The following is a 22,472-nucleotide window of genomic DNA, read 5'->3' on the forward strand; positions in this document are numbered from 1 at the left end:
CAACGGCAGAGACGGCAGCATGAGGTGCTGTGCGATGGATCTGGTTGGCCAGGGCTAGCACAGAATCCCTCCGGAGGTACGACGCGGCCGGACGACGGTCGCGTGACGCGGGCCCAGGCCCGTGCTTGAGGCGGCGCCGACGTTCGGAGAGTCGGGTCCGGCTGTAACCCGGTTGCCATCGCGCTGAGTGGGTTCGAATCCCACCCGCCTCACCACGAGTTCGCTCGGTTTTACGGTCTGACCTGGGGGAACCCATCGCGCATGCGCGGGGTCACCACGCGATGACGGGGGGCGAGCATGAGGTCTCGGCGAGGTCGCGCTGCCGGCGCGCTCATCCTGATGCTCTGCGCCGTGGCGTGCGGCGGCGGGAAGGACGAGGCGTCGCTCGCGACCACGCCGCTGCCGATGCAGCCGAGCGGCCTGGCCGTCGGCGGTGACGTCCAGCCCCAGGCGACGGACGTCGCGCAGACCCGCATCTCCGACGCGCAGCTGCAGGAGATCGCGGCGGCGTGCCGGGAGGCGGTCGAGATCACCGATGCGGGCGGCGACGCGTGCGCCCGGTCCATCAAGGAGCAGTTCAAGAACCGGCGTCCGTGCCGTCCGGACTCGCCCTGCATGATCGCGCACGAGACGAGCGGCAACCCGGCCGGGATCGTCGAGGTCAAGGACAGCTCCAAGTGCGGCAACGGTCAGGGGAACGTGTGCCTGCGGGTGGGAGTGAAGACCCGGACGGAGTTCTTCGACGTCGCCGCGACGCCCCCGCCCGAATCCGCGACCGGCGATGAGTCGCCTGGGGAGCCGGGGTCGCCGGAGGGTGAGTCGCCCTCGCCGGAGGGGCCGAGCGGCGGGTCCGAGATCACTCCCGAGCCCGAACCCGACAGCCCGGAAGAAGCCCCGCCCGAAGAGGACGACGGCCCGGGACCCGCGGGAACCTGACCGATGCCCGAAGAGCCTGCTGGAGAACCGGCTCAAGCGCCTGCCGGTGCGGGCGCGGCGCCGGGCGGTGCGGGCGCGGCGCCGGGCGGCGGGGAACGGGCGATCGGGCAGCTCGTCGAGATCGCCGGACGGGTGCTGGCGTCCACCGGTGTGCTGACGGCGATCCTGTACTACTTCGGCTACGTCCGCGAGCGGGCCCTCTTCTCCTACTTCGGGATCGACCTCGGCACGGTCGGCTTCACGACGACGGACTACCTCGTGGTGAGCGCGGGCCCGGTGTTCTCCCCGCTGGCGTCGGTGATGGTGTTCGGCGTGGGCGCGCTCGTCGCCCATCACCTGCTCGTCCATCTGCTGCGCGGCGCGTCCCACCGGCAGCGGGTGCTCGTGTGCCTGCTGCTCACGGCCATCGCGGTCACCCTGGTGACGATCGGCGCCGTCAGCCTGCACCGGCACGCCGAGGACGCGGTCAGCGGGCCCTACCTGTCGCCCGCGGCGCTCGGCGGCGGGACCCTCCTGCTGGAGTACGTCGCCGGGACCGCGTCACGCTACGGGGTGGCGCGGGGCGGCTGGTCGGAGATCCTCGCCTCGACCCGTCCCGTCCGGCGGCTGCTGCTCATCGCGCTCGCGCTGATCGCGGCCTTCTGGGCCACGGCCAACGCGGCGCAGGAGCACGGCATCGACGCGGCCCGCGCCATCGAGCTGTCGCTGCCGACCAGCCCGCAGGCGGTCGTGTACTCCCGCGAGCGCCTGCACATCACCGGGTCCGGGGTCGCCGTCCTGCGGCTGGACGCCAAGGACGCCGCGTTCAGCTACCGCTACAACGGCCTGCGCACGCTCGCGCATGAGGGCGGCCGCTGGTTCCTGCTCCCCGTGGGCTGGACGCGCCACAACGGCGCGACGGTCATCCTGCTGCCCGACTCCACGAAGGACATCCGCGTCGACCTGGCGCCCTGACGCCCGGCGTCGTCAGATCTGGCCTTCGGGCTTCTGCGGGATCGTCGCCTCGATCAGCGGGCCGAGCTCGATGAGGACGTCCCCGGCCGGGTTGTACTTGGGCGGGACGGTCACCTCGACGTAGGCCTGCCGCGCGACGGCGGTGAACGTGACCGGACGGTCCACGGGCTGCCCGAACCAGTCGATCCGGTTGATCGTCACCAGCTGGGACGTCGGATGGAGCGTCGCGGGACGCGGCACCCCGCAGCGCAGCGCGATCGGCGGCGAACCCCACGCGGCGGTCAGCGGCGAGCTCGGGGAGGTGTCGCGGCGCTGCTGCCCGTGCAGCTTCTCGGGGAGCCGCAGCCCCTCGCACAGCCGGCGGGTGGCGGCGTCCGGCTGCGTCACCGGCACCTGGACGGCCCCGTCGCCACACGCGGCGAGCACCAGCACCAGCCCGGCGGCGGCCAGGAAGGGCGTGCGCCTAGATGTGGACAATCGGGCACGTGAGAGTGCGGGTGATGCCTTCGACCGCCTGGATCTGGGCGACGACGAGCTTGCCGAGCTCGTCGACATTGCGCGCCTCCGCTCGGACGATCACGTCGTAGGGTCCCGTGACGTCCTCCGCCAGAGTGACACCCGAGATGCCGGAAATATGGCTTGCCACCTCGGCCGCCTTGCCGACTTCGGTCTGGATGAGGATGTAGGCCTGCACCATCACGTCCTCCCCGGGCGGAGAATCAACCGTCGGACGGTTCACCGTATCGTGTTACGCGCCGCCGCGCGTGGCCGGGGGCGGGCGCGTCCCGGGCGCGTCCCGAACGGTGGCGAACAGGACGGCAGGCGCACGGGGCGAACACGGGGAAACACCGGGGGAACGGCGCGGATGGGGCGGATGGGCACGATCGGGGACGCAGGCGAGTTCGGGCTGATCGCCCGGCTGACGCGGCGGCTCCCGCAGGGGCCTGACGTGCGGCTCGGCCCCGGCGACGACGCGGCCGTGGTCGCCGCGCCGGACGGGCGTGTCGTGGCCACCACCGACCTTCTCGTGGAGGGCCGGCACTTCCGCCGCGACTGGTCGGGGCCTTACGACATCGGACGCAAGGCCGCCGCGCAGAACCTCGCCGACGTCGTCGCGATGGGCGCACGTCCCACGGCGCTGCTCGTCGGTTTCGCGGCCCCGCCTGACACCGAGACGCAATGGGCCGAACGGCTCTACGACGGGCTCGCCGACGAGTGCCGCGCGGCGGGCGCGTCCGTCGCGGGAGGCGACGTGGTCGGCGCGCCCGGCGTCATGCTCGCGATCACCGCGCTCGGCGACCTGGGCGGCGCGGCTCCGCTCACCCGGTCCGGGGCGCGTCCGGGCGACGTCGTGGCCGTCCGGGGGCGGCTCGGCCACGCCGCCGCCGGGCTCGCGCTGCTCACCGAGGGACGGGACGGCCCCGCCGAGCTGATCGCGGCACACCGCCGTCCGGAGCCCCCGTACGCGGCGGGGGAGGAGGCGCGTGCGCACGGCGCCACCGCGCTGCTGGACGTGAGCGACGGGCTCGTCCAGGACCTCGGGCACATCGCGGCCGGGAGCGGCGTCCGGATCGAGATCGACTCGTCGGCCGTTCCCGTCGCGGAGATCCTCGGCCCGGACGGGCTGCGGCACGCGCTCACCGGCGGCGAGGACCACGCCTTCGCCGGAACCTTCCCCCCGAACACCGTCCTGCCCCCACACTGGACGGTGATCGGACGCGCCGGCGAGGGGGCGGGAGTCCACGTGGACGGGCACGAACCACCGTCCGGCGCGTGGGATCATTTCCCGACGTGAGACGCCATGCACGGAGCGAGACAGCCCGTGCGGGTTGGGGCATCCGGTAGGCACGGTTGGTACGGGTTTGGTATACATCCTCTGATCGAAGAGGGATGGGATGGGACGACACACCAGGCGCGAAGAACCGGACGACGAACCCGTACCGGACGCCACTGCGTCCCAGGGTCCGTACTACGGCGCTCCGCCGGGCACCTCCTTCGACGCCTTCTCCGGGCCGACCGACGACCGCGTCTACGTCTCGCCGCACGACCGGATCTCGACCGGCCCGCCGCCCGACACCGACCACCGCACGCACGGCCCGCCGCCGCACCGGCCCCGGTTCGACCCGCTCCCGGGCGACTATCCCGGTGACTACCCGGGCGCTCCCAGCCTCCACCCCGCCACCGCACCCGAAGACCCGTTCGGCTCGCCCGACCTGCCCGGCCCGCCGGACGCACGAGAGCCGGAGGCTCCCGCCTCGCCGCCCGGCCCGGGCCGCGGACCGTTCAAGTTCCTCTCGCTGCTCCCCGTCCCGCTGCTGCCGATCGTGGCGCTCGTCATCGCGGTCGGGATCGTCGCCTACGCGCTGAGCACGCAGCAGATCGCGCTCAACTTCGCGGGCGGCGCGCCGCAGGACAGCACGCAGACCAACCCCCGCGACAACCAGGTCTCCCAGCGCGAGGAGAACGAGCGCGCCAGCCGTGGCGCGGGGCGCAACGACGGCCTCATCATCGCCTTCAAGGTCGCGTCCAAGGGCCCGGACGGCTTCAAGGCGACGGCCACGATCGCCAACAAGGGCCCGCGTCCCGTCACCAGGTGGGCACTCGCGTTCAAGATCCCCACCGCGTCCGTCACCGCCGTCAGCGGCGCCACCGTCGTGAAGACGGGCAAGATCGCCCACGTCCGCGGGCGCACCGCCATCCCGCCCGGCGCGAAGGTGCGGATCGTGTTCGCCGCGAAGGGCACGGCCGCCAAGCCGTCGGCCTGCATCCTGAACAGCCAGCCCTGCGCCATCGTCTGAGCCGCCCGGCCACCGGGCCGCCCGCAGGGCATAAAGCCATAAAGTGGACGGCATGACGCATTCCCCGTCCGACGTCCCGGCCACGCGGCAGGCGCCCCCGCTCGTGCTCACCATCGCGGGCTCCGACTCCGGCGGCGGCGCCGGGATCCAGGCGGACCTGAAGACCATGCTCGCGCTCGGCGTGCACGGGATGAGCGTCATCGCCGCCGTCACCGCGCAGAACTCGCTCGGCGTCCAGGGCTACTGGGAGCTGCCGGCCGAGGCGGTGCGGGCCCAGCTCGACTCCGTGCTGTCCGACATCGGCGTCCACGCGATCAAGACGGGGATGCTCGCGTCCACGACCCTGGTCGAGACGGTCGCGGCGGCCCTCGCCGCCTCGGACGCGCCCGCCGTGGTCGACCCCGTCGGCGTGTCCAAGCACGGCGACTCGCTGCTCGCGCCCGACGCCGTCCAGGCCGTCCGGTCGGTGCTGCTGCCGGTCGCGACGGTCGTCACGCCCAACCTCTACGAGGTGGAGCAGCTCACCGGGGTCAAGGTGGTGGACGAGGCGGGGCTGCGCGAGGCCGCCGAGGCCGTCAAGGCGCTCGGCCCGCAGTGGGTCCTGATCAAGGGCGGGCACCTGCCGGGCGAGCCCGCCGACCTGCTGTTCGACGGGGAGCGCGAGCACCGGTTCACCGCGCCCCGGCACGACAACCGGCACACGCACGGCACCGGGTGCACGCTCGCGTCCGCGATCGCGTCGCATCTGGCGCTCGGCGACGACGTCCCCGAGGCGGTGGCGAAGGCGAAGAAGTACGTGACGGGCGCCATCGCCGCGGGCTTCCCGCTCGGCGCCGGGATCGGCCCCGTCGACCACGGCTGGCGCCACCGCACCTGATCGAAGGCACAAAAAACCGGCTCATCGGGCCATCCCGATGAGCCGGCCGAAGCCCTGCCCGGCGGTGCTCAGACCGTCGGCTTGACGACCTTCCCTGCCTTGATGCAGGACGTGCAGGCGTTGATCCGCTTGGTGCTGCCGTTCACGACGGCGCGCACGCGCTGGATGTTGGGGTTCCAGCGGCGCGGGGTGCGGCGGTGCGAGTGGGAGACGCGCATGCCGAAACCGGGTCCCTTGCCGCAGACGTCGCAGACGGAAGCCACGGGAAACTCCAAGTGGTGTCGAAACTCTGACCGGAGCGCCGCCCGTCGCCGCTGGGGCGAGCCGGGCATCATGGGCGCTCACTGATGAGCGCCTCGGACGAGGCGCACGGATCAGAGTAGCCGACCGCCCAGCGGATACGCGAATCGGCTTGCGAAACATCCCGCTTTACACCTTCCCCCGAATGGCCCTGACACGGTACAGAAGAGTCGGGCGAAAGGTGAGAGGGGCGGGCGTGGGCGAAGTCCTCGACATGGCGGCGGTCCGGCGCTGGTGCAGGGGCGCCGCGAAGGCGCTCGGCACGACCCGGGCGGAGATCGACGCACTGAACGTGTTCCCCGTCCCGGACGGCGACACCGGCACGAACCTGCACCTGACCGTGATCGCCGCCGCGGACGCGCTGGACCAGATCCCGGGCGGCGCAGGAGCCCTGGAGACCTGGCGGGCGCTGTCCCACGGCGCGCTGCTGGGCGCACGGGGCAACTCCGGTGTGATCCTCAGCCAGGTGTTCCGCGGCCTCGCGGACGTCCTCGGCCCCTTGGACGCACCACCCGGCGGGACGGAGTTCGCGGGCGCGCTGAAACACGCGTCCACCCTCGCCCGCGGAGCCGTCGAGCATCCCGTGGAAGGAACGATCCTAAGCGTCCTGGACGCCGCCGCTTCCGCATGCACATCGGCCGCGGAAACGTCCGCGACCGACCTGGCGGCGGTGACGCGAGCCGCCGCCACCGGCGCCAGGCAAGCGCTGCACCGCACCACCGGCCAACTGGAGGTGCTGGCCCGCAGCGGTGTCGTCGACGCGGGCGCGGCCGGCCTCTGCGTCGTCCTGGACGCGCTAGTAGCCGAGATCACCGACGAGCACCCCGAGCACTACGAGGTGCCCGCCCGCACCACCACCCCACAGACCCCGGCCCAGGGGCTACCGCAGCAGCGGAACGGTCCCGGCTACGAGGTCATCTACCTGCTGTACGCGCAGGACGACGCCGTCCACACCCTCCGCGAGAAGCTCGACCGCATCGGCGATTCGCTGGTCGTGGTGGGGGGCGACGGGCTTTGGAACGTTCACGTCCACGTGGACGACGCGGGCGCGGCCATCGAGGCGGGCCTCGCCGCGGGCCGCCCGCACCGGATCCGCGTCACCTACCTGCACGCCAGGACGCGCGAGCCGCACGCCCCGCACACCGGCCGCGCGGTGATCGCGGTCACCGCCGCCGACGGCCTCGCCGCGCTGTTCGAGGAGTGCGGCGCCCGGGTGGTCCGCCGCGACCCCGGCCTGGCGCCGCCGCTCGCGGTCCTGGCGGAGGCGATCCTCCAGGCGGGCGACGAGGTGACCGTCCTGCCGAACGAGCCCGCGGTCGTGTCGCTCGCCGAGGCCGCCGCGGAACGCGCCCGCGAGGCGGGGGCGAGCATCGCGGTCGTCCCGACCAAGGCGGCCGTCCAGGGGATGGCGGCGCTCGCCGTCCACGACCCGCTGCGCCGCTTCGCCGACGACGTGACCGAGATGACCCGCGCCGCCGGCGCCACCCGGTTCGGCAGGCTGGAGGTCGCCGAGCAGGCGGCGGACACCCCCGCCGGCCCGTGCCTGGCCGGCGACGTCCTCGGCCTGATCGAGGCGGACGTTGTCACGGTCGGCGCGGGCGTCGTGGAGGTCGCGCGGCAGGTCCTGGACCGGATGCTGGCCGGCGGCGGCGAGCTGGCCACGCTGATCATCGGCCTGTACGCGCCGCCCGGCCTCGCCGCCGCGCTCGAAGGACATCTGCGCGACACGCACCCGGACGTGGAGGTCGGCGTCTACGACGGCGGCCAGGAACAGTTCCCGCTCCTCATCGGCGTCGAGTGAGCATTTCTCATCCTCGGCCGGCCCGGCAGTACAGGGCACCGTGGGAAGGCCGGATGAAAACTACTCAGTGATGCCGGTCGGTCCCATGGGCTAGAAAAGACAGCGTGGCGAATCTCGACGAGCCGTTGCGCAACGTCCTCGGCGACAAGACGGCGAAGGTCCTGGAGAAGGGCCTCGACCTGCACACCGCCGGCGACCTCCTGCACCACTACCCGCGCCGCTACGCGCACCGCGGCGAGCTCACGCAGCTCAGCGGCCTGCAGGACGACGAGCACGTCACGGTCATGGCGGAGGTCGTGAAGGTCCAGGGCCGCACCCTCTCCCGCAGCCCCGGCTACGTCCTGGAGATCACCGTCACGGACGGCACCGGCGAGCTGAAGCTGAGCTTCTTCGGCCGCAAGGGCTCCTACCGCCCCGAGAAGGACCTGTCGCCCGGCACGCGCGGCCTGTTCGCGGGGAAGATCAGCACGTACCGGCCGCGCAGCGGCAGGCCGGTCCGGCAGCTCGCGCACCCGCAGTACAAGGTCGTCCGCGAGAAGGGCGCCGAGCAGGCCGCGCAGGAGTGGGCCGACGAGATCATCCCGATCTACCCGTCGACGAAGAACCTCCCCATCGAGACGATCGGCACATCGGTGGGCACCGTCCTGGACCAGCTGGACCTGCCCGCCGATCCCATGCCGGGCAACCTCCTGAGCCGCCGCAACCTCATCGGCCTACGCGAGGCGTACGAAGGCATTCACCGCCCGAAAAGCTGGGAAGAACTGGGCCGTGCCAAGAAGCGCCTCAAATGGGACGAGGCCTTCATCGTCCAGGTAGCCCTGGCACAGCGCCGCCTGGCCGCCGCCGCCCTCCCGGCCACACCCCGCCCCCCGACCTTCGGCGGCCTCCAAGCAGAGTTCGATTCACGCCTGCCGTTCGAGCTCACCAAGGGCCAGCGCGAGGTCGGCGACGAAATCGCCGCCGACCTGGCACTGGAACACCCGATGCACCGCCTCCTCCAGGGAGACGTGGGCGCCGGAAAAACCGTCGTCGCCCTACGCGCCATGCTCCAGGTAGTGGACAACAACGGCCAGGCCGCCCTCCTCGCCCCGACCGAGGTCCTGGCCCAGCAGCACTACCGCTCGATCACCGGCATGCTCGGCGACCTTGCCCAGGCGGGACAGCTAGGCGGCGCCGACAACGCCACCCGCGTAGCGCTCCTCACCGGATCGCAGGGCGCGAAGGCGCGCAAGCAGGCCCTGCTGGACGCCGCGTCCGGCGCCGCGGGCATCGTCGTCGGCACCCACGCGCTCCTCCAGGAGAGCGTCCAGTTCGCCGACCTGGGCCTCGTCGTCGTGGACGAGCAGCACCGCTTCGGCGTCGAGCAGCGGGACGCGCTGCGCGAGAAGACCGGCGGCGGGCGCCCGCACGTCCTGGTCATGACGGCGACACCGATCCCGCGCACGGTCGCGATGACGGTTTTCGGCGACCTGGAGACGTCCGTCCTCGGGCAGCTCCCGGCGGGCCGCTCGGAGATCCAGACCCACGTGGTGCCGCCCGAGAAGCCCGCGTTCTTCGCCCGCATCTGGGAGCGCATCAAGGAGGAGGCGTCCAAGGGCCGCCAGATCTACATCGTCTGCCCCCGCATCGGCGAGCAGGAGGGCGACGAAGGCGACGCCATGACGTCCGACGACGAGGCCCGCCGCTCGCCCCTCGGCATCATGGAGGTGCTGCCGAAACTGGAGGAGCTGCTCTCCGGCCTGCGCATCGGCGTCCTGCACGGCAAGCTCCACCCCGACGAGAAGGACGCGGTGATGCGCCGCTTCACCGACCGCGACCTGGACGTCCTGCTCGCCACCACGGTCATCGAGGTCGGCGTGGACGTCCCCAACGCCACCGTCATGGTGATCATGGACGCGGACCGCTTCGGCGTCTCCCAGCTCCACCAGCTCCGCGGCCGCGTCGGACGAGGCTCCCTGCACGGCCTGTGCCTCCTGGTCACGGACGCCGAGCCCGGCAGCAAGGCCCGCGAACGCCTGGACGCCGTAGCCTCGACCACCGACGGCTTCAAACTCTCCCGCCTAGACCTGGAACAACGCCGAGAAGGCGACGTCCTGGGCGCCGCCCAAGCAGGCCGCACCTCAAGCCTCCGCCTCCTAACCCTCCAAAAGGACGAGGAAGTAATCCGAGACGCCCGAGAAGAAGCAACAACCCTGGTCGAGAAAGACCCAGACCTAGAAAGCCACCCCGGCCTGGCAACGGTCCTAGCAACCCTCCTAGACGAAGACCGAGCCAACTTCCTAGAAAAGACCTGACCGCACCACGGCGACGGCCTGAACCCCAGCCAAGGCAGTTTGAACCTCAACCACCGGCTACGGGCAGGCACGCGGAGCGAGCCCCAGCGAGCGCAGCGGGCATGCCCGGCGCGCCGCGTCCCCGCAGCGTAGGGAGCGCTAGCGACCGGAGCGAGGAGACCCGTGCCGCGCGGCCGGGGGTACGGGGGGTCGCCCCCCAGGTAAACAAGGCAGCGGGCATGCCCGGCGCGCCGCGTCCCCGCAGCGCAGGGAGCGCCAGCGACCGGAGCGAGGAGACCCGTGCCGCGCAGCCGGGGGGTACGGGGGGTCGCCCCCCCCGGATAGATAACAGACAACGGAGAACGCATGGGCCGTTACAGGCGTCTAACGTATAGCCGATCGTAAGTGGCGATGTGGGGCTCGCGCGGGTACAGGGTCCGTGGCGGGTTTCGCATGCGACGGAGGAGCTCCCATGGCGGCCGTTGGTCCATTGCTGCCCAGCGACCCTGCCCGGCTCGGGGCGTACGAGCTGGTCGGGCGGATCGGTGAGGGCGGGCAGAGCGTCGTCTACCTGGGGCGCCGTGAGGACGGCGAGCAGGCCGCGGTGAAGCTGCTCCGCGACCGGTTCAGCCGCGATCCGGAGTGGCGGGCGCGGTTCGAGCGGGAGATGCGGATGATCGGCCGGGTCGCCGGGTTCTGCACCGCCCAGGTCCTGGACGCCGACATCTCCGGCGACCTGCCGTACGTCGTCAGCGAGTACGTGCCGGGGCCGTCGCTGAGCGGGCTGGTGAACGAGAAGGGCCCGCGGACCGGCACGGACCTCGACCGGCTGGCGATCGGGACCGTGACGGCGCTGGCGGCGATCCACCGGGCGGGCATCCTGCACCGCGACTTCAAGCCGTCCAACGTGCTGATGGGCCCGGACGGGCCGCGCGTCATCGACTTCGGCATCGCGCGGATCGCCGGGGCGTCGGCGTCCAAGGGCAGCGGGGTGGTCGGGACGCCGTCGTACATGGCGCCCGAGCAGGTCACCGACACCGACCTCGGCACGGGCGTGGACCTGTTCACGTGGGCGGCGACGATGCTGTTCGCGGCGACGGGACGGCACCCGTTCGGCAACGACACGATCTCCGCGGTGTTCCACCGGATCCTGAACTACGAGCCGGACCTGTCGGCGCTGCCGGAGTCGCTGCGCGGGGTGGTCGCGTCCTGCCTGGACAAGGATCCGGCGCGGCGGCCGGAGGCGCAGGGGGTGCTGCTGAACCTGCTCGGCGGCGCCGAGACGATCGAGGACGATCTGGGCCCGCTCAGCACCGGCGCCCATTTCGCGGGTGATCCGAGGACGCCGCCGTCGGCGCCGCCGACCGTGGGCCGCGCCGATCACCTGATGGGGACGGACTCGGGCGGGACCGGCCCGGGCGGCCCGGTGGGCTACGCGCAGACGCCGCAGACCGTCCCGCCGCGGCGCGGGCGCCGCGGGCTCGGCATCGCCGCGGCCGCCGCGGCGGTGGTGCTCGCGATCGGCCTGGGCGGGGCGGCGTGGGCGCTGCTGTCCGGCGGTTCGGCGAAGGAGCCCGCGAAGGCCGACACCTCGGACGCCGCGCCGCCCGCCGAGGCGGCCGCCGTCGTCGACCCGGCCGCGCAGGCGATCAGGACGGTGCTCAGCTTCGACCACGCGTCCCTCGACCAGAACGTCGCGGCGGCGCACCGGGTGTCGACGCCGCGGTACGGCGCCGACTACGACCGCCAGCTCGCGACCCGCGCGTACCGCGAGGAGCTGAAGGACAAGAAGGGCTCGGTCGTCGCGGAGATCGTCGACTCGGCGGTGGTGTCGGCCACGCCGGGCACGGTCACCGTGCTGTCGTACGTCCAGCGGACGGTCCGCGCGGAGAACGCCGACCCGAGCCGGCTCCAGGATCCGATGCGCGCGACCATGGTCAAGCAGGGCGGCGGCTGGCTGCTCGACAGCCTGTACTCGCTGAAGGCGGCCTCGCCCCGCGCGGACGTGTCGGGCGCGAGCTGGCCGGGCACGCAGGCGCGCGGGGCGCTCGACGCGGTGGCCCGCCACCCGGCCGTCGCCGCGGGCACGCCCCTGGACATCGGGCTGCGCTCGGCCGGGCAGGCGGACCGGCTGACGGCGCTGGTCCCGGTCGGCGCCTGCAAGGGCGAGTGCACCGACCGGGAACGGGTGGAACTCCAGCGGCTGCAACTCCAGCTCACGGGCGGCACCTGGAAGGTCGTCGCCAACGAGGCCCTCTGAGCCGGGGCTCCGCACGTCGAAGGGGCGCCTTCCGGCCGGGAAGGCGCCCCTCTTGCGTGATCCTCAGGACTCGCGGGCCGTGCGCCTGCGGGTCGCCGCGACCGCGGCGCTGCCCGCGGCGATGGCGGTGATGCCGAGCAGGGCCAGCGGCAGCGCGTCGGTTCCGGTGATCGGCAGCTTCTTCGGCGGCGTGAACTCGCCGACGCCCGCCGCGCCCGGCTTCATGGGCGAGGACGGAAGCTCGGGCAGCAGCGGCCCCGAAGGCGGCCCGGGCTGTCCCGGCGGCGCCGGGCTCGGCGGGCTGGGCGGGGTCGGCGGCGTCGGAGGGGCCGGGGGCGTCGGAGGGGTGGGCGGCGTCGGGGCCTGGCAGCCGCCGACGCAAGCGTTCGCCGACACGTTCGCCGAAACCGCGTTGCCGACCGAGGCCCCGGCGTTGGCGCCGACCGATATGCCGGGCTCCGCAGAGGACGCCGTGGTCCGGTTGCCCTGGCGGGTGCCCGAGCCGCCGCTCAGCGAGGCGTTCACACCCGCGTCCACCCGGATGCCCCCGCTGCCGCCGCCCTTCGGCGCGCCCACGCCGAGACCAAGGCCGAGGTCGAGCTTGAGGCCCGAACCGCCGGCCTCGACCGGCTTGGCGGCCGTCCGCGGCCCGAGATCAAGGCTGAGCAGGGAGCTCGACGTGGCGCCCTTCTCGGCGGAGGGCTGGGAGGTCTCGGCGTGTGAAACGCCGCTCATGGCGGCTATGCCGAGCACCGTCGCGCCGGCCGTCACCGCCAGTCTCCTACCGTGATGCACAGATACTCCTGAGGGGAAAGTGGTTGCACAACCTGCGAGCACGTTTACACGTCCAGTAGTGGGTGTGAACAGCGATCGCGGCATTTAGGTGTAGTTTCACAATCACTGACTGTCCATGTTGTGCACTCTTGAGGCGTGTCGTCCGCGCCCACCGGGCCCGGGCGCCGCCGGGCCGCCGCGATACTGGGGTGATGACCAGGGTCATCGCGGGCAGCGCGGGCGGGCGGCGGCTGGCCGTCCCGCCGGGACGGGACACCAGGCCGACCAGCGACCGCGCCAGGGAGGGCCTGTTCGCCACGGTGCTGACCCTGCTCGGCCCGCTGGACGGCCTGCGCGTCGCAGACCTCTACGCGGGATCGGGCGCCGTCGGACTGGAGGCGCTGTCCCGGGGCGCCGCCCGCGCGCTGCTCGTCGAGTCGCATCCGCGGGCGATGAAGGTGATCCGGCAGAACGCCGAGGCGCTGGGCCTGCCGGGTGCCGTCCCCTGCGCGGACAAGGTGGAGCGGCTCGTCCGCAAGCCCCCGCCGGGCGGGCCCTACGACCTGATCTTCGCCGACCCGCCGTACGCGCTGGCGGACGCGTCCGTCGCCGTCCTGCTGGAGGACCTCCGCGACCACGGCTGGACGGCCCCGGACGCGCTCATCGCCGTCGAGCGCGCCGCCCGCGGCCCGGCCCTGCGCTGGCCGGACGGCTACGAACCCGAACGCGACCGCCGCTACGGCGAGGCCGTGTTCTGGTACGGGCGCGCCACAGGCGCCTGACGTGGCACGCCGGGCGTATGGGGACGACCCGCCGCACCCCCGGTGAAAAGCGGGCCGAATGCGATTTGGTACGTTCGCGCCGCAGGTCAGAAACCGGGAGCGAAGGGGTTCTCGCCGTGCGCCGTGTCGTCTGTCCGGGATCGTTCGACCCCGTCACCAACGGGCACCTCGACATCATCAGCCGCGCCTCCCGCCTCTACGACGAGGTGGTCGTCGCCGTGCTGATCAACAAGAACAAGAAGAGCCTGTTCACCGTGGACGAGCGCGCCGACATGATCTCCGAGGTCACCAAGGAGTACGGCAACATCACGGTCGACACGTTCTACGGCCTCACCGTCGACTACTGCAAGGACCAGAACATCCCGGTGATCGTCCGCGGGCTCCGGGCCGTCAGCGACTACGAGTACGAGCTGCAGATGGCCCAGATGAACCACCGCATCGCCGGCGTGGAGACGCTGTTCATGGCGACGAACCCCGAATACGCGTTCCTGTCGTCCAGCCTGATGAAAGAGGTCGTCAAGTTCGGCGGCGACATCTCCGGCCTGGTGCCCGACCTCGTCCACGAGCGGCTGGTCGAGCGGCTCAAGTCGGACTGACCGCGCGCGAGGACGAGGACACGCACCGGCGGCCCGCCCTGGTGAGCGGGGCCGCGAGTTGGGTCAACGGCCGGGTCTTCGGTACCCTGGGACATCGGCCATCACCGTGGCCGTCATTCTCATGCCTCACGAAAGCAGGAATCCACTGTCACGTCTCGACCCCAACGCCCCTCTCGTGCTCGACACCCGAGCTCTGGGCAGGCAACCCGGGTCGTCGCGGGAGGAGAACCTGTCCGTGCCGGCACCGGAGAATTTCGGCGTCGAGATGGTGGGCGTCCCGGAAGGCGCCGCGATCGAGCTGGACATCCGGCTCGAAGCGGTCCTGGAAGGGGTGCTCGTCACCGGCACGGCGACCGTCCCCCTCCGGGGGGAGTGCGCCCGCTGCCTCGACCCGATCGCCTCGACCTTCGAGGCGGATTTCCAGGAACTCTTCGTCTACGACGACACCCGCTCCGGCGGGAACGCCGACGATGACGAGCTCCGCCTCGAGGGCGACCTGATCGACCTCGAACCGGTCCTGCGGGACGCGGTGCTGCTCGCGCTGCCGCTGTCCCCGCTGTGCCGGGACGACTGCCCGGGCCTGTGCCCGGAGTGCGGTGTGCGGCTGGCGGACGCCGGTCCCGGGCACCGCCACGACGTCGCCGACCCCCGGTGGGCGGCGCTGCAGGACCTCGCCGGCGACATGGCGCCGGCGTCCCCCGACCGGGGGGACGGGAGCAACGGCTCCCGTGCATCATCCGATCGACGAGAACGAAAGCAGGAGGGCTGACGTGGCCGTCCCGAAGCGGAAGAAGTCGCGCAGCAACACGCGGCACCGGCGCTCGCAGTGGAAGACCGCGGCGCCGAACCTGGTCGAGTGCCCGACGTGCCGCGACCAGAAGCTGCCGCACACCGCGTGCGCGACCTGCGGCACCTACAACCGGCGCGAGGTCATCGCCCCGTCGGCCTGAGTCTTCACGCATCCTGGGGGGCGGATCCGCGCGGACGACGCGCGTGCCGCCCCCCGGTGCGGCAGGACCAGGCAACCGACCACCCGGCGCGTGACGCCGGCGTGGTGACCGGCGCGGAGACTGAACGAACCGTCGAGCGAAGCTCGTCCGTTGAAAGACGGCGGGTGGGGGCTCGATGACGGTTGTTCACTGCGCCCGGAGCCGTGGTGCACGCCGGGATCAGCCGACCGGCGCGCACCTCGTCTTCGCGGACCTCTCCTCGCCCATCCTCGCCGGCCCGGCCGTCCAGGCCGCGCGCCCCAGACGCGACCGCGCCATGCGCGGTACACGGCCTGCGAGGAGGGCCCGTGAGCGGAAAGAAGAGCGATCCGGTTCCGGATCGCACCGAACTGACCGGCGCGCTCGGCGTCGAAGTGACCGGCGACCTGCTCGAACGCGCGCTGACGCACCGTTCGTACGCCTACGAGAACGGCGGCCTGCCCACCAACGAGCGCCTGGAGTTCCTCGGCGACTCGGTGCTGGGGCTCGTCGTCACCGACACCCTGTTCCGGGGCCACCCCGACCTGCCTGAGGGGCAGCTCGCCAAGCTGCGCGCCGCCGTCGTCAACATGCGCGCCCTCGCGGGCGTCGCGCGCGGCCTCGGCGTCGGCGCCCACATCCGGCTCGGCCGCGGCGAGGAGGGCACCGGAGGCCGCGACAAGGCCTCGATCCTCGCCGACACGCTGGAGGCGCTGATCGGCGCCGTCTACCTGGACCGCGGGCTGGACGAGGCGTCCGCCCTGGTGCACCGGCTGTTCGACGCGCTGATCGCCCGTTCGGCGGGCCTCGGCGCCGGGCTGGACTGGAAGACCTCGCTGCAGGAGCTCACGGCGGTGGAGGAGCTCGGCGTCCCCGAGTACCACGTCGCCGAGAGCGGCCCCGACCATCAGAAGACGTTCCGCGCGTCGGTGCGGGTCGGCGGCCGGACCTACGGGTCCGGTGAGGGCCGCAGCAAGAAGGAGGCGGAGCAGCACGCCGCCGAGGCCGCCTGGAACGAGATCCGCGAGATCGTCGTCCAGCGGGACGCTCCGGGCCAGGCAGAGCCGGCCGGCGGCGAGCAGGGTGGCCGAACGGTTGAGGACGGACAGGCGGCCCAGGCCGGTGCCTGAGCTGCCCGAGGTCGAGGTCGTCCGGCAGGGCATGGAGCGGTTCACGACCGGCCGCACGATCGCCTCCGCCGAGGTCCTGCACCCGCGGGCGGTGCGCCGCCACGAGGCGGGCCCCGCCGACTTCGCCGGACGCCTCGCCGGACGCACCGTCCTCACCCCCCGCCGCCGCGGCAAGTACATGTGGCTGCCGCTGCGCGCCGACGGCGCGGGGCCGCCCGAGGAGGCGCTGCTGGCCCACCTCGGGATGAGCGGCCAGCTGCTCGTCGGCGAGCCGGACAAGGAGCGTGAGAAGCATCTGCGCGTCCGGATCGTCTTCGACGACGGCGGCCTCGACCTGCGCTTCGTCGACCAGCGGACGTTCGGGCACCTCATGGTCACCGACCTGGCCCCCGACAAGGTCGGCGGTCAGGGGCTCGTCCCTGAACCGATCGTCCACATCGCCGCCGACCCGCTGGAGGACGCCTTCGACGCCGACGCGTTCTTCCGCGCCCTCCGCCGCCGCAGGACCGGGATCAAGCGGGCGCTGCTCGACCAGTCGCTGATCAGCGGCGTCGGCAACATCTACGCCGACGAGGCGCTGTGGCGGGCGCAGCTGCACTGGGCGCGGGCGACCGAGACTATGACCCGGGCGGAGGCCGCGCGCGTCCTGGAGGCCGCACGAGACGTCATGAGCGCCGCCCTGGCGGTCGGCGGCACCTCGTTCGACAAGCTGTACGTCAACGTGAACGGGGAGAGCGGCTACTTCGAGCGCTCGCTGGACGCCTACGGCAGGCGCGACGAGCCCTGCCGCCGCTGCGGGACGCCTATCCGCCGGGACGAGTTCATGAATCGTTCGTCCTACAGCTGTCCCGTGTGCCAGCCCCGCCCCCGGCGGGGACGCTACTAGGGCGTGGACCGATGACCGGAACGGGGGACGTGATGGACGACGGCGACGAGACGGTGCGGCTGACGGCCTGGGTGCGCGGCCGCGTCCAGGGGGTCGGGTTCCGCTGGTGGGTCCGGGCACGGGCGCTGGAGCTGGGCCTGGCGGGCAGCGCCACCAACCTGGACGACGGGCGCGTGGAGGTCGTCGCGGAAGGCCCTCGGTCCAAGTGCCGCCTGCTCCTGGACCTGCTGAACGGTGATCACGCCGAACCGGCCCGTCCGGGGAAGGTCACCGGCGTCACGGAGCGTTGGACCGGGCCACGCGGAGAGCCCCCCGGTTTCCACGAGCGGTGACGCGGGTGGGGAGCTCTCGTTTATACCTGCTAAACTAGTAGAGGAAGGTTGTTACCGGCCTGTGATGTGCGTCTTGACCAGGACACCGGCCGGTGCGACTCTAGACGATACGCGCACCGACTTCAGCAGATTCTCGTGCGCGATCCCTGCTGGTTACTCAGCGTGGAGGACCCTTAGTCATGGCGAAGGCTCTACTCGGCCACGTCGGCGGTCCCGACCCCCGGATGGTCGCGGAGATGCGGCGCCTTCAGCAGCGCGTACGTGATCTGGAGGCCGAGCTCGTACGGCTCCAGGCGGAGAACGACGCGCTTGCGACGGCGACGGACGACGATGTGATGTCGCTTCCGGTGAAGGACCGTGAACCGGCGCTGACCTGATCGGCGCCTGCTTCCCAAGAGTGAACAGGGACGTCGGCCACTCGGCGTCCCTTAGCTGTGCCTGCCCAGGGGGGGCGATGCTGGCCCAGGGGGCGACCCTGTTGGCCCAGGGGGCGACCCCCTGGAACCCCCGTCACGGTCGGCGAACCGTTTCGCGAGCCGCTGGCGCGTCTCGCGAAACGGCCCACCGACCGTCGGGTCGTGCGACCTCCGGCGCTGGGCGCCTCCGGCCGCCCGACCCGTAACCCCGGCCGAGGTACAGACCCAAGCAGTCGAGCCTGACCACGCCCAAGGATTGGGTGTCGTCGCCGTTCACGCTTTTCGGTGAACCGGGGACATCCGCCATTTCTATACAGGCCCAGGTCGTCACATCGGGAACCAGTCAAGATTCGGTCAATCCCGACCCTTTTTCGGTACGTCCGCGTCTGACGTTTTTGTGGCAATGGCCACCATCTGGGTACTCCGCAGCGGAGCCCGACTACCGGACGCAACGACCCCAGCCCGCACAGCAACCACGCGACGACCTCGATGCTTGCGATCGCGTCCGAAGGCAGGTTTCGAGCGTGCGAGAAACCTGATCGCGCAGCGAGCCGCCAGGCGAGTCGGAGCGATGCAGCGATCGCGCGCGTTTGTCGACGATGGAGCGCCGCCAGGGCCGAAGGAGGAGAGAAACCCAGTAGAAGCAGTATCGTTCGACGGATGTTGTCGGCTCTTCAGCTGTGGAGGAGGACTGGAAGCGCGTGTATCTCAAGACTCTGACCCTGCGCGGCTTCAAGTCCTTCGCGTCGTCCACCACGTTGAAGTTCGAGCCGGGGATCACGGCCGTGGTCGGGCCGAACGGGTCGGGCAAGTCGAACGTCGTGGACGCGCTGGCCTGGGTGATGGGGGAGCAGGGCGCGAAGTCGCTGCGCGGCGGGAAGATGGAGGACGTCATCTTCGCCGGCACCGCGAACCGGGCGCCGCTCGGGCGGGCCGAGGTCGTGCTGACGATCGACAACTCCGACGGCGCGCTGCCGATCGACTACACCGAGGTGACGATCAGCCGGCTGATGTTCCGGTCGGGGTCGAGCGAGTACGCGATCAACGGCGACTCGTGCCGGTTGCTGGACATCCAGGAGCTGCTGTCGGACTCGGGCATCGGGCGCGAGATGCACGTGATCATCGGGCAGGGGCAGCTCGACCGCGTCCTGCATTCGGGGCCCGAGGGGCGCCGGGCGGTGATCGAGGAGGCGGCGGGCGTCCTCAAGCATCGCAAGCGCAAGGAGAAGGCGCTCCGGAAGCTGGACGCGATGCAGGGCAACCTGACCCGCGTCCAGGACCTGACCGGTGAGCTGCGGCGGCAGCTGAAGCCGCTGGGGCGGCAGGCGGAGATCGCGCGCAAGGCCGCCGTCATCCAGGCCGACCTGCGCGACGCGCGGCTCCGGCTGCTGGCGGACGATCTCGTCACGCTGCGGACGAAGCTGGAGCAGGAGGCCGCGGACGAGGCCGCCGTCCGGGAGCGCCGCACGGAGACGGAGCGGGCGCTGGCGGAGGCGCAGCAGCGCGAGGGCGTGCTGGAGGCCGAGGAGGCCGAGCAGGCGCCGCGGCTCGCGCAGGTGCAGGACACCTGGTTCCAGCTGTCGGCGCTGAAGGAGCGGCTGCGCGGCGTCGCCGATCTGGCTGCGGAGCGGTACCGGAACGCGGCCGAAGTACGCGAGGAGGAGCGGCGCGGGCGCGATCCCGAGGACATGGAGCGGGAGGCCGCCGAGATCCGCGAGCAGGAGGACATGCTGCGAGCGGCGCTTGAGGAGGCGCAGGACGGGCTGTCCCGCGCGGTCGAGGAGCGGTCTGGCGCCGAGGACGCCCTCGCGGCGGAGGAGCGCAGGCTGCAGGCCGCCGCCCGCGCCGCGGCGGACCGGCGGGAGGAACTGGCCCGGTTGCGCGGGCGCGTCGAGGCGCTGCGGAGCAAGGCGCAGGCGGGACGGTCGGAGATCGGGCGGCTCACCGAGGCGCGGGAGGAGGCCGAGCAGCGGGCGGAGTCCGCGCAGGTCGAGTTCGAGGCGTTCGAGGCGGAGGTCGTCGAGGACCCGGAGCTGGCGGCGGAGCACGAGGCCGCTCAGGAGGCGCTCGCCACGGCCAAGGACGCCGCCGAGTCGGCGCGGGCGGCGGTGGGCGGGCCGCGTGGCGCGTTGAAGGAGGCCCGGTCGGCCGTGGGGTCGGCCCGGTCGGCCGATCAGGCGGCGCAGAAGCGGGTCGCGGCGTTGCAGGCCCGGATCGAAGCCCTGAACATGACGCTGGCGAGCGCCGCCGGCGGCGGGGAGGCCTTGCTGTCGGCGGGGTCCGACGGGTCGCTCGACGGGGTGCTGGGGACGGTCGCGTCGCTGCTGAACGTCCGTCCCGGGTACGAGACGGCGGTCGCGGCGGCGCTCGGGAACGCCGCGGAGGCCATCGCGGTCGGGTCGCTCGATACCGCCGAGGCCGCGCTGGCGCTGTTGCGGTCGCGTGATGCCGGGCGGGCCGGGCTGCTCATCGGCGGGGGAGCGGCCGGGGCATGGAGTCGTGTCCCGGGTGTCGACTATGCGGTCGACGCGGTGCACGTGCCGGATTCCGTGCGTCCTGCGGTTGAGCATCTACTGCGTGAAGTGGCCGTGGTGAACGACGTCCCAGCGGCGGCTGCGCTCGTCCGTAGGGAACCGTCTCTGCGGGTTGTCACCCGTGATGGGGAACTGGTGGGCGCGCACTGGGCGCAGGGAGGCGCGGCAGGCGGCGGCCAGAGCCTCCTGCAGATGCGTGCGACGCTCGACGAGGCCGCTGAGGACCTGGCTGCGGCGGAGACGGCGGCCAGCGCCGCCGCAGATGACCTCAGCGTGTCGATAGAGCGCGAGCAGGCCGCACAGGCGGCGCTGGAGGGCGCGGAAGCCGCCGCAGCCGAGGCGCAGGCGACCGTGAACCAGGCCCAGACGGAGCTTGACCGCGTCCGCGCGCGCTTGCGCGAGTTCGACGCGCAGGCCGCTCAGGAGGCCAAGCGCGCCGCCCGGCTGGAGGCCGACGTCCGGGCCGCGCGCGGCGAGGCGGAGCGGCTGACCAAGGCCCTCGACGCGGCCAACGAGTCCCTGGAGCGCGACACCGAGGCGGCCGAGGAGCTCGCGATGCGGCTCGCCGAGTCGGCGGAGGCCGCGGAGGTCGCCGACGAGGCCGGGCACGACACCGACGCCCGCGACGAGCTGAACGCCCGCTGCCAGGAGCTGCGCGCCACCGAGATGGAGGCGCGGCTGACGGTCCGCACCGCCGAGGAGCGCGTCCAGGCCATCGCCGGACGCGCCGACGCGCTGGAACGCGGCGCCCATCGCGAACGCGAGGAACGCGCCCGGGCCGCGCAGCGCCGCGCCCGCCGCGAGCAGCAGGCCAAGGTCGCCGACGCCGTCCTCAAGGGCGCGCGGACGGCCCTGGAGCGCATCGACCACTCCCTGGCCGCCGCCGTCCGGCGCAGGGAGGCGGCGGAGCAGGCCAAGGCCGCCCGGGAGGCGGAGCTGAAGGTCGTCCGGACGCAGGTGCGCGAGCTGTCCGGAACGCTCGAACGGCTCGTCAACGTCGTCCACGGCAACGAGGTCGCCCGCGCGGAACAGCGGCTCCGGCTGGAGCAGTTCGAGCAGCGTGCCCTGGAGGAGTTCGGCCTGGAAGTCGAGTCGCTCGTGTCGGAGTACGGGCCCGATCAGCCCGTCCCGCAGGACCCCGAAAAAGAATCCGGTTCGGACGGGGAAAAGGGCGGTGCCGCCGAGCCCGTCCCCTACGACAGGGCCGTCCAGGAAAAGCGTGCCAAAGTCGCGGAACGGCAGCTCAACCAGCTCGGTAAGGTCAATCCGCTTGCGCTGGAGGAGTTCGCCGCACTGGAAGAGCGGCACGCGTTCCTGACCTCGCAGTTGGAAGACCTGAAGAAGACCCAGCGAGAACTACTGGGCCTCGTCAAAGAGGTGGACGAGCGCGTCCAGCAGGTGTTCGCCGCCGCCTACGACGACACCGCCCGCGAATTCGAACGCATTTTCGCCCGGCTGTTCCCCGGCGGCGAGGGCAGCCTGTCGCTGACCGTGCCCGACGACATGCTCGCCACCGGCGTGGAGGTCGCGGCCCGCCCGCCGGGCAAGAAGGTCAAGCGGCTGTCGCTGCTGTCGGGCGGCGAGCGGTCGCTGGTCGCGATCGCCTTCCTCGTCGCCGTCTTCAAGGCCCGGCCGTCGCCGTTCTACGTCCTCGACGAGGTCGAGGCCGCGCTCGACGACACCAACACGCAGCGGCTCATCACCGTCTTCGAGGAACTGCGCGAGTCGTCCCAGATCATCCTGATCACCCACCAGAAGCGGACGATGGAGGGCGCCGACGCCCTGTATGGCGTCAGCATGCGCGGCGACGGCGTCACCCAGGTCGTCAGCCAGCGGCTGCACGAGCGCGCCTGAA

At 72.3% G+C, this 22,472-nt stretch carries 21 protein-coding genes and 1 tRNA gene; 18 read left to right on the forward strand and 4 right to left on the reverse strand.

Annotated features, from left to right (window positions below; all coding sequences use genetic code 11):
• The first annotated feature begins 127 nt into the window (after positions 1-127).
• From ACH34S_RS26990 to ACH34S_RS27000, 3 genes are all read left to right on the forward strand, one after another.
• Positions 128-215 (forward strand) — tRNA-Tyr (locus ACH34S_RS26990).
• Positions 216-297: 82 nt separating this feature from the next.
• The gene (locus tag ACH34S_RS26995; protein ID WP_395955605.1) at positions 298-936 is read left to right on the forward strand and encodes a hypothetical protein; all 639 of its coding nucleotides are present in this window, start codon (positions 298-300) and stop codon (positions 934-936) included.
• Positions 937-939: 3 nt separating this feature from the next.
• A complete protein-coding gene (locus ACH34S_RS27000) occupies positions 940-1,890 on the forward strand; it encodes a hypothetical protein (protein ID WP_395955606.1) in 951 nt (316 codons plus the stop codon).
• 12 nt (positions 1,891-1,902) lie between these two features.
• On the opposite strand, the gene ACH34S_RS27005 is transcribed toward ACH34S_RS27000, so the two are convergent.
• Together ACH34S_RS27005 and ACH34S_RS27010 are read right to left on the reverse strand one after the other, a co-directional pair.
• The gene (locus ACH34S_RS27005; protein ID WP_395955607.1) at positions 1,903-2,367 is read right to left on the reverse strand and encodes a DUF3515 domain-containing protein; all 465 of its coding nucleotides are present in this window, start codon (positions 2,365-2,367) and stop codon (positions 1,903-1,905) included.
• Positions 2,354-2,587 carry an Lrp/AsnC family transcriptional regulator gene (locus ACH34S_RS27010; protein WP_021600577.1) on the reverse strand — a complete coding sequence of 78 codons (234 nt, stop codon included), beginning with the start codon at positions 2,585-2,587 and terminating at the stop codon, positions 2,354-2,356. Before ACH34S_RS27010 ends, ACH34S_RS27005 begins: the two co-directional genes overlap by 14 nt.
• Positions 2,588-2,764: 177 nt before the next feature.
• Between ACH34S_RS27010 and ACH34S_RS27015 the strand changes: the two genes are divergently transcribed.
• The 3 genes from ACH34S_RS27015 (at position 2,765) to thiD (ending at position 5,565) form a co-directional block, all read left to right on the forward strand.
• Positions 2,765-3,685, forward strand: coding sequence for a thiamine-phosphate kinase (locus ACH34S_RS27015; RefSeq protein ID WP_395955608.1), 921 nt, complete (start codon positions 2,765-2,767; stop codon positions 3,683-3,685).
• A gap of 100 nt (positions 3,686-3,785) precedes the next feature.
• A complete protein-coding gene (locus ACH34S_RS27020; protein ID WP_395955609.1) occupies positions 3,786-4,688 on the forward strand; it encodes a cellulose binding domain-containing protein in 903 nt (300 codons plus the stop codon).
• A gap of 52 nt (positions 4,689-4,740) precedes the next feature.
• Entirely contained in the window at positions 4,741-5,565 is an 825-nt protein-coding gene (gene thiD / locus ACH34S_RS27025) for a bifunctional hydroxymethylpyrimidine kinase/phosphomethylpyrimidine kinase (protein ID WP_395955610.1), read from the forward strand.
• Between the two features lie 68 nt (positions 5,566-5,633).
• Here the strand turns inward: thiD and rpmB are convergent, their stop codons facing one another.
• A complete protein-coding gene (rpmB, locus tag ACH34S_RS27030; RefSeq protein ID WP_030164391.1) occupies positions 5,634-5,828 on the reverse strand; it encodes a 50S ribosomal protein L28 in 195 nt (64 codons plus the stop codon).
• A gap of 233 nt (positions 5,829-6,061) precedes the next feature.
• On the opposite strand from rpmB, the gene ACH34S_RS27035 reads away from it, so the two are divergent.
• The 3 genes from ACH34S_RS27035 (at position 6,062) to ACH34S_RS27045 (ending at position 12,199) form a co-directional block, all read left to right on the forward strand.
• Positions 6,062-7,666, forward strand: a complete 1,605-nt coding sequence (locus tag ACH34S_RS27035; RefSeq protein ID WP_395955611.1) for a DAK2 domain-containing protein — start codon at positions 6,062-6,064, stop codon at positions 7,664-7,666.
• Between the two features lie 104 nt (positions 7,667-7,770).
• Positions 7,771-9,960 (forward strand): ATP-dependent DNA helicase RecG, encoded by a 2,190-nt coding sequence (gene recG / locus ACH34S_RS27040; RefSeq protein WP_395955612.1) that lies wholly within the window; start codon positions 7,771-7,773, stop codon positions 9,958-9,960.
• 451 nt (positions 9,961-10,411) lie between these two features.
• Complete coding sequence (locus ACH34S_RS27045; protein WP_395955613.1) at positions 10,412-12,199, forward strand: serine/threonine protein kinase; 1,788 nt, start codon at positions 10,412-10,414, stop codon at positions 12,197-12,199.
• Between the two features lie 63 nt (positions 12,200-12,262).
• On the opposite strand, the gene ACH34S_RS27050 is transcribed toward ACH34S_RS27045, so the two are convergent.
• Positions 12,263-12,970 carry an LPXTG cell wall anchor domain-containing protein gene (locus ACH34S_RS27050; protein ID WP_395955614.1) on the reverse strand — a complete coding sequence of 236 codons (708 nt, stop codon included), beginning with the start codon at positions 12,968-12,970 and terminating at the stop codon, positions 12,263-12,265.
• A gap of 215 nt (positions 12,971-13,185) precedes the next feature.
• Here ACH34S_RS27050 and rsmD point away from each other — a divergent pair, with 215 nt between their 5' ends.
• From rsmD to smc, 9 genes are all read left to right on the forward strand, one after another.
• Positions 13,186-13,755: a 16S rRNA (guanine(966)-N(2))-methyltransferase RsmD gene (gene rsmD, locus ACH34S_RS27055; protein WP_395955615.1), complete on the forward strand. Its 570-nt coding sequence runs from the start codon at positions 13,186-13,188 to the stop codon at positions 13,753-13,755.
• Positions 13,756-13,871: 116 nt separating this feature from the next.
• Positions 13,872-14,351, forward strand: coding sequence for a pantetheine-phosphate adenylyltransferase (coaD, locus tag ACH34S_RS27060; protein WP_395955616.1), 480 nt, complete (start codon positions 13,872-13,874; stop codon positions 14,349-14,351).
• 121 nt (positions 14,352-14,472) lie between these two features.
• Positions 14,473-15,120 (forward strand): YceD family protein, encoded by a 648-nt coding sequence (locus tag ACH34S_RS27065; protein ID WP_395955617.1) that lies wholly within the window; start codon positions 14,473-14,475, stop codon positions 15,118-15,120.
• Between the two features lies 1 nt (position 15,121).
• Positions 15,122-15,301 (forward strand): 50S ribosomal protein L32, encoded by a 180-nt coding sequence (gene rpmF / locus ACH34S_RS27070; protein WP_138648437.1) that lies wholly within the window; start codon positions 15,122-15,124, stop codon positions 15,299-15,301.
• Between the two features lie 347 nt (positions 15,302-15,648).
• On the forward strand, positions 15,649-16,449 hold the full coding sequence (gene rnc / locus ACH34S_RS27075; protein WP_395955618.1) for a ribonuclease III: 801 nt from the start codon (positions 15,649-15,651) through the stop codon (positions 16,447-16,449).
• Positions 16,442-17,335 (forward strand): bifunctional DNA-formamidopyrimidine glycosylase/DNA-(apurinic or apyrimidinic site) lyase, encoded by an 894-nt coding sequence (gene mutM / locus ACH34S_RS27080; protein WP_395955619.1) that lies wholly within the window; start codon positions 16,442-16,444, stop codon positions 17,333-17,335. The genes rnc and mutM overlap by 8 nt, the downstream gene beginning before the upstream one ends.
• A gap of 32 nt (positions 17,336-17,367) precedes the next feature.
• Positions 17,368-17,667: an acylphosphatase gene (locus ACH34S_RS27085; protein ID WP_395955873.1), complete on the forward strand. Its 300-nt coding sequence runs from the start codon at positions 17,368-17,370 to the stop codon at positions 17,665-17,667.
• A 179-nt stretch (positions 17,668-17,846) separates the two neighbouring features.
• The gene (locus ACH34S_RS27090; RefSeq protein WP_131967557.1) at positions 17,847-18,044 is read left to right on the forward strand and encodes a hypothetical protein; all 198 of its coding nucleotides are present in this window, start codon (positions 17,847-17,849) and stop codon (positions 18,042-18,044) included.
• A 740-nt stretch (positions 18,045-18,784) separates the two neighbouring features.
• Positions 18,785-22,471 (forward strand): chromosome segregation protein SMC, encoded by a 3,687-nt coding sequence (gene smc / locus ACH34S_RS27095; protein ID WP_395955620.1) that lies wholly within the window; start codon positions 18,785-18,787, stop codon positions 22,469-22,471.
• The last annotated feature ends 1 nt before the right edge of the window (position 22,472 follow it).

The sequence above is a fragment of the Actinomadura sp. 3N508 genome (genome assembly GCF_044326375.1).
GTDB lineage: Bacteria > Actinomycetota > Actinomycetes > Streptosporangiales > Streptosporangiaceae > Spirillospora.

Coding starts and splice junctions, on each gene's coding strand:
- ACH34S_RS27020 (WP_395955609.1), top strand. CDS start 3,786: ATGGGACGACACACCAGGCGCGAAGAACCGGACGACGAACCCGTACCG.
- thiD (WP_395955610.1), top strand. CDS start 4,741: ATGACGCATTCCCCGTCCGACGTCCCGGCCACGCGGCAGGCGCCCCCG.
- ACH34S_RS27010 (WP_021600577.1), bottom strand. CDS start 2,587: ATGGTGCAGGCCTACATCCTCATCCAGACCGAAGTCGGCAAGGCGGCC.
- rsmD (WP_395955615.1), top strand. CDS start 13,186: ATGACCAGGGTCATCGCGGGCAGCGCGGGCGGGCGGCGGCTGGCCGTC.
- ACH34S_RS27015 (WP_395955608.1), top strand. CDS start 2,765: ATGGGCACGATCGGGGACGCAGGCGAGTTCGGGCTGATCGCCCGGCTG.
- ACH34S_RS27000 (WP_395955606.1), top strand. CDS start 940: ATGCCCGAAGAGCCTGCTGGAGAACCGGCTCAAGCGCCTGCCGGTGCG.
- ACH34S_RS27090 (WP_131967557.1), top strand. CDS start 17,847: ATGGCGAAGGCTCTACTCGGCCACGTCGGCGGTCCCGACCCCCGGATG.
- ACH34S_RS27045 (WP_395955613.1), top strand. CDS start 10,412: ATGGCGGCCGTTGGTCCATTGCTGCCCAGCGACCCTGCCCGGCTCGGG.
- ACH34S_RS26995 (WP_395955605.1), top strand. CDS start 298: ATGAGGTCTCGGCGAGGTCGCGCTGCCGGCGCGCTCATCCTGATGCTC.
- ACH34S_RS27085 (WP_395955873.1), top strand. CDS start 17,368: ATGGACGACGGCGACGAGACGGTGCGGCTGACGGCCTGGGTGCGCGGC.
- ACH34S_RS27065 (WP_395955617.1), top strand. CDS start 14,473: ATGCCTCACGAAAGCAGGAATCCACTGTCACGTCTCGACCCCAACGCC.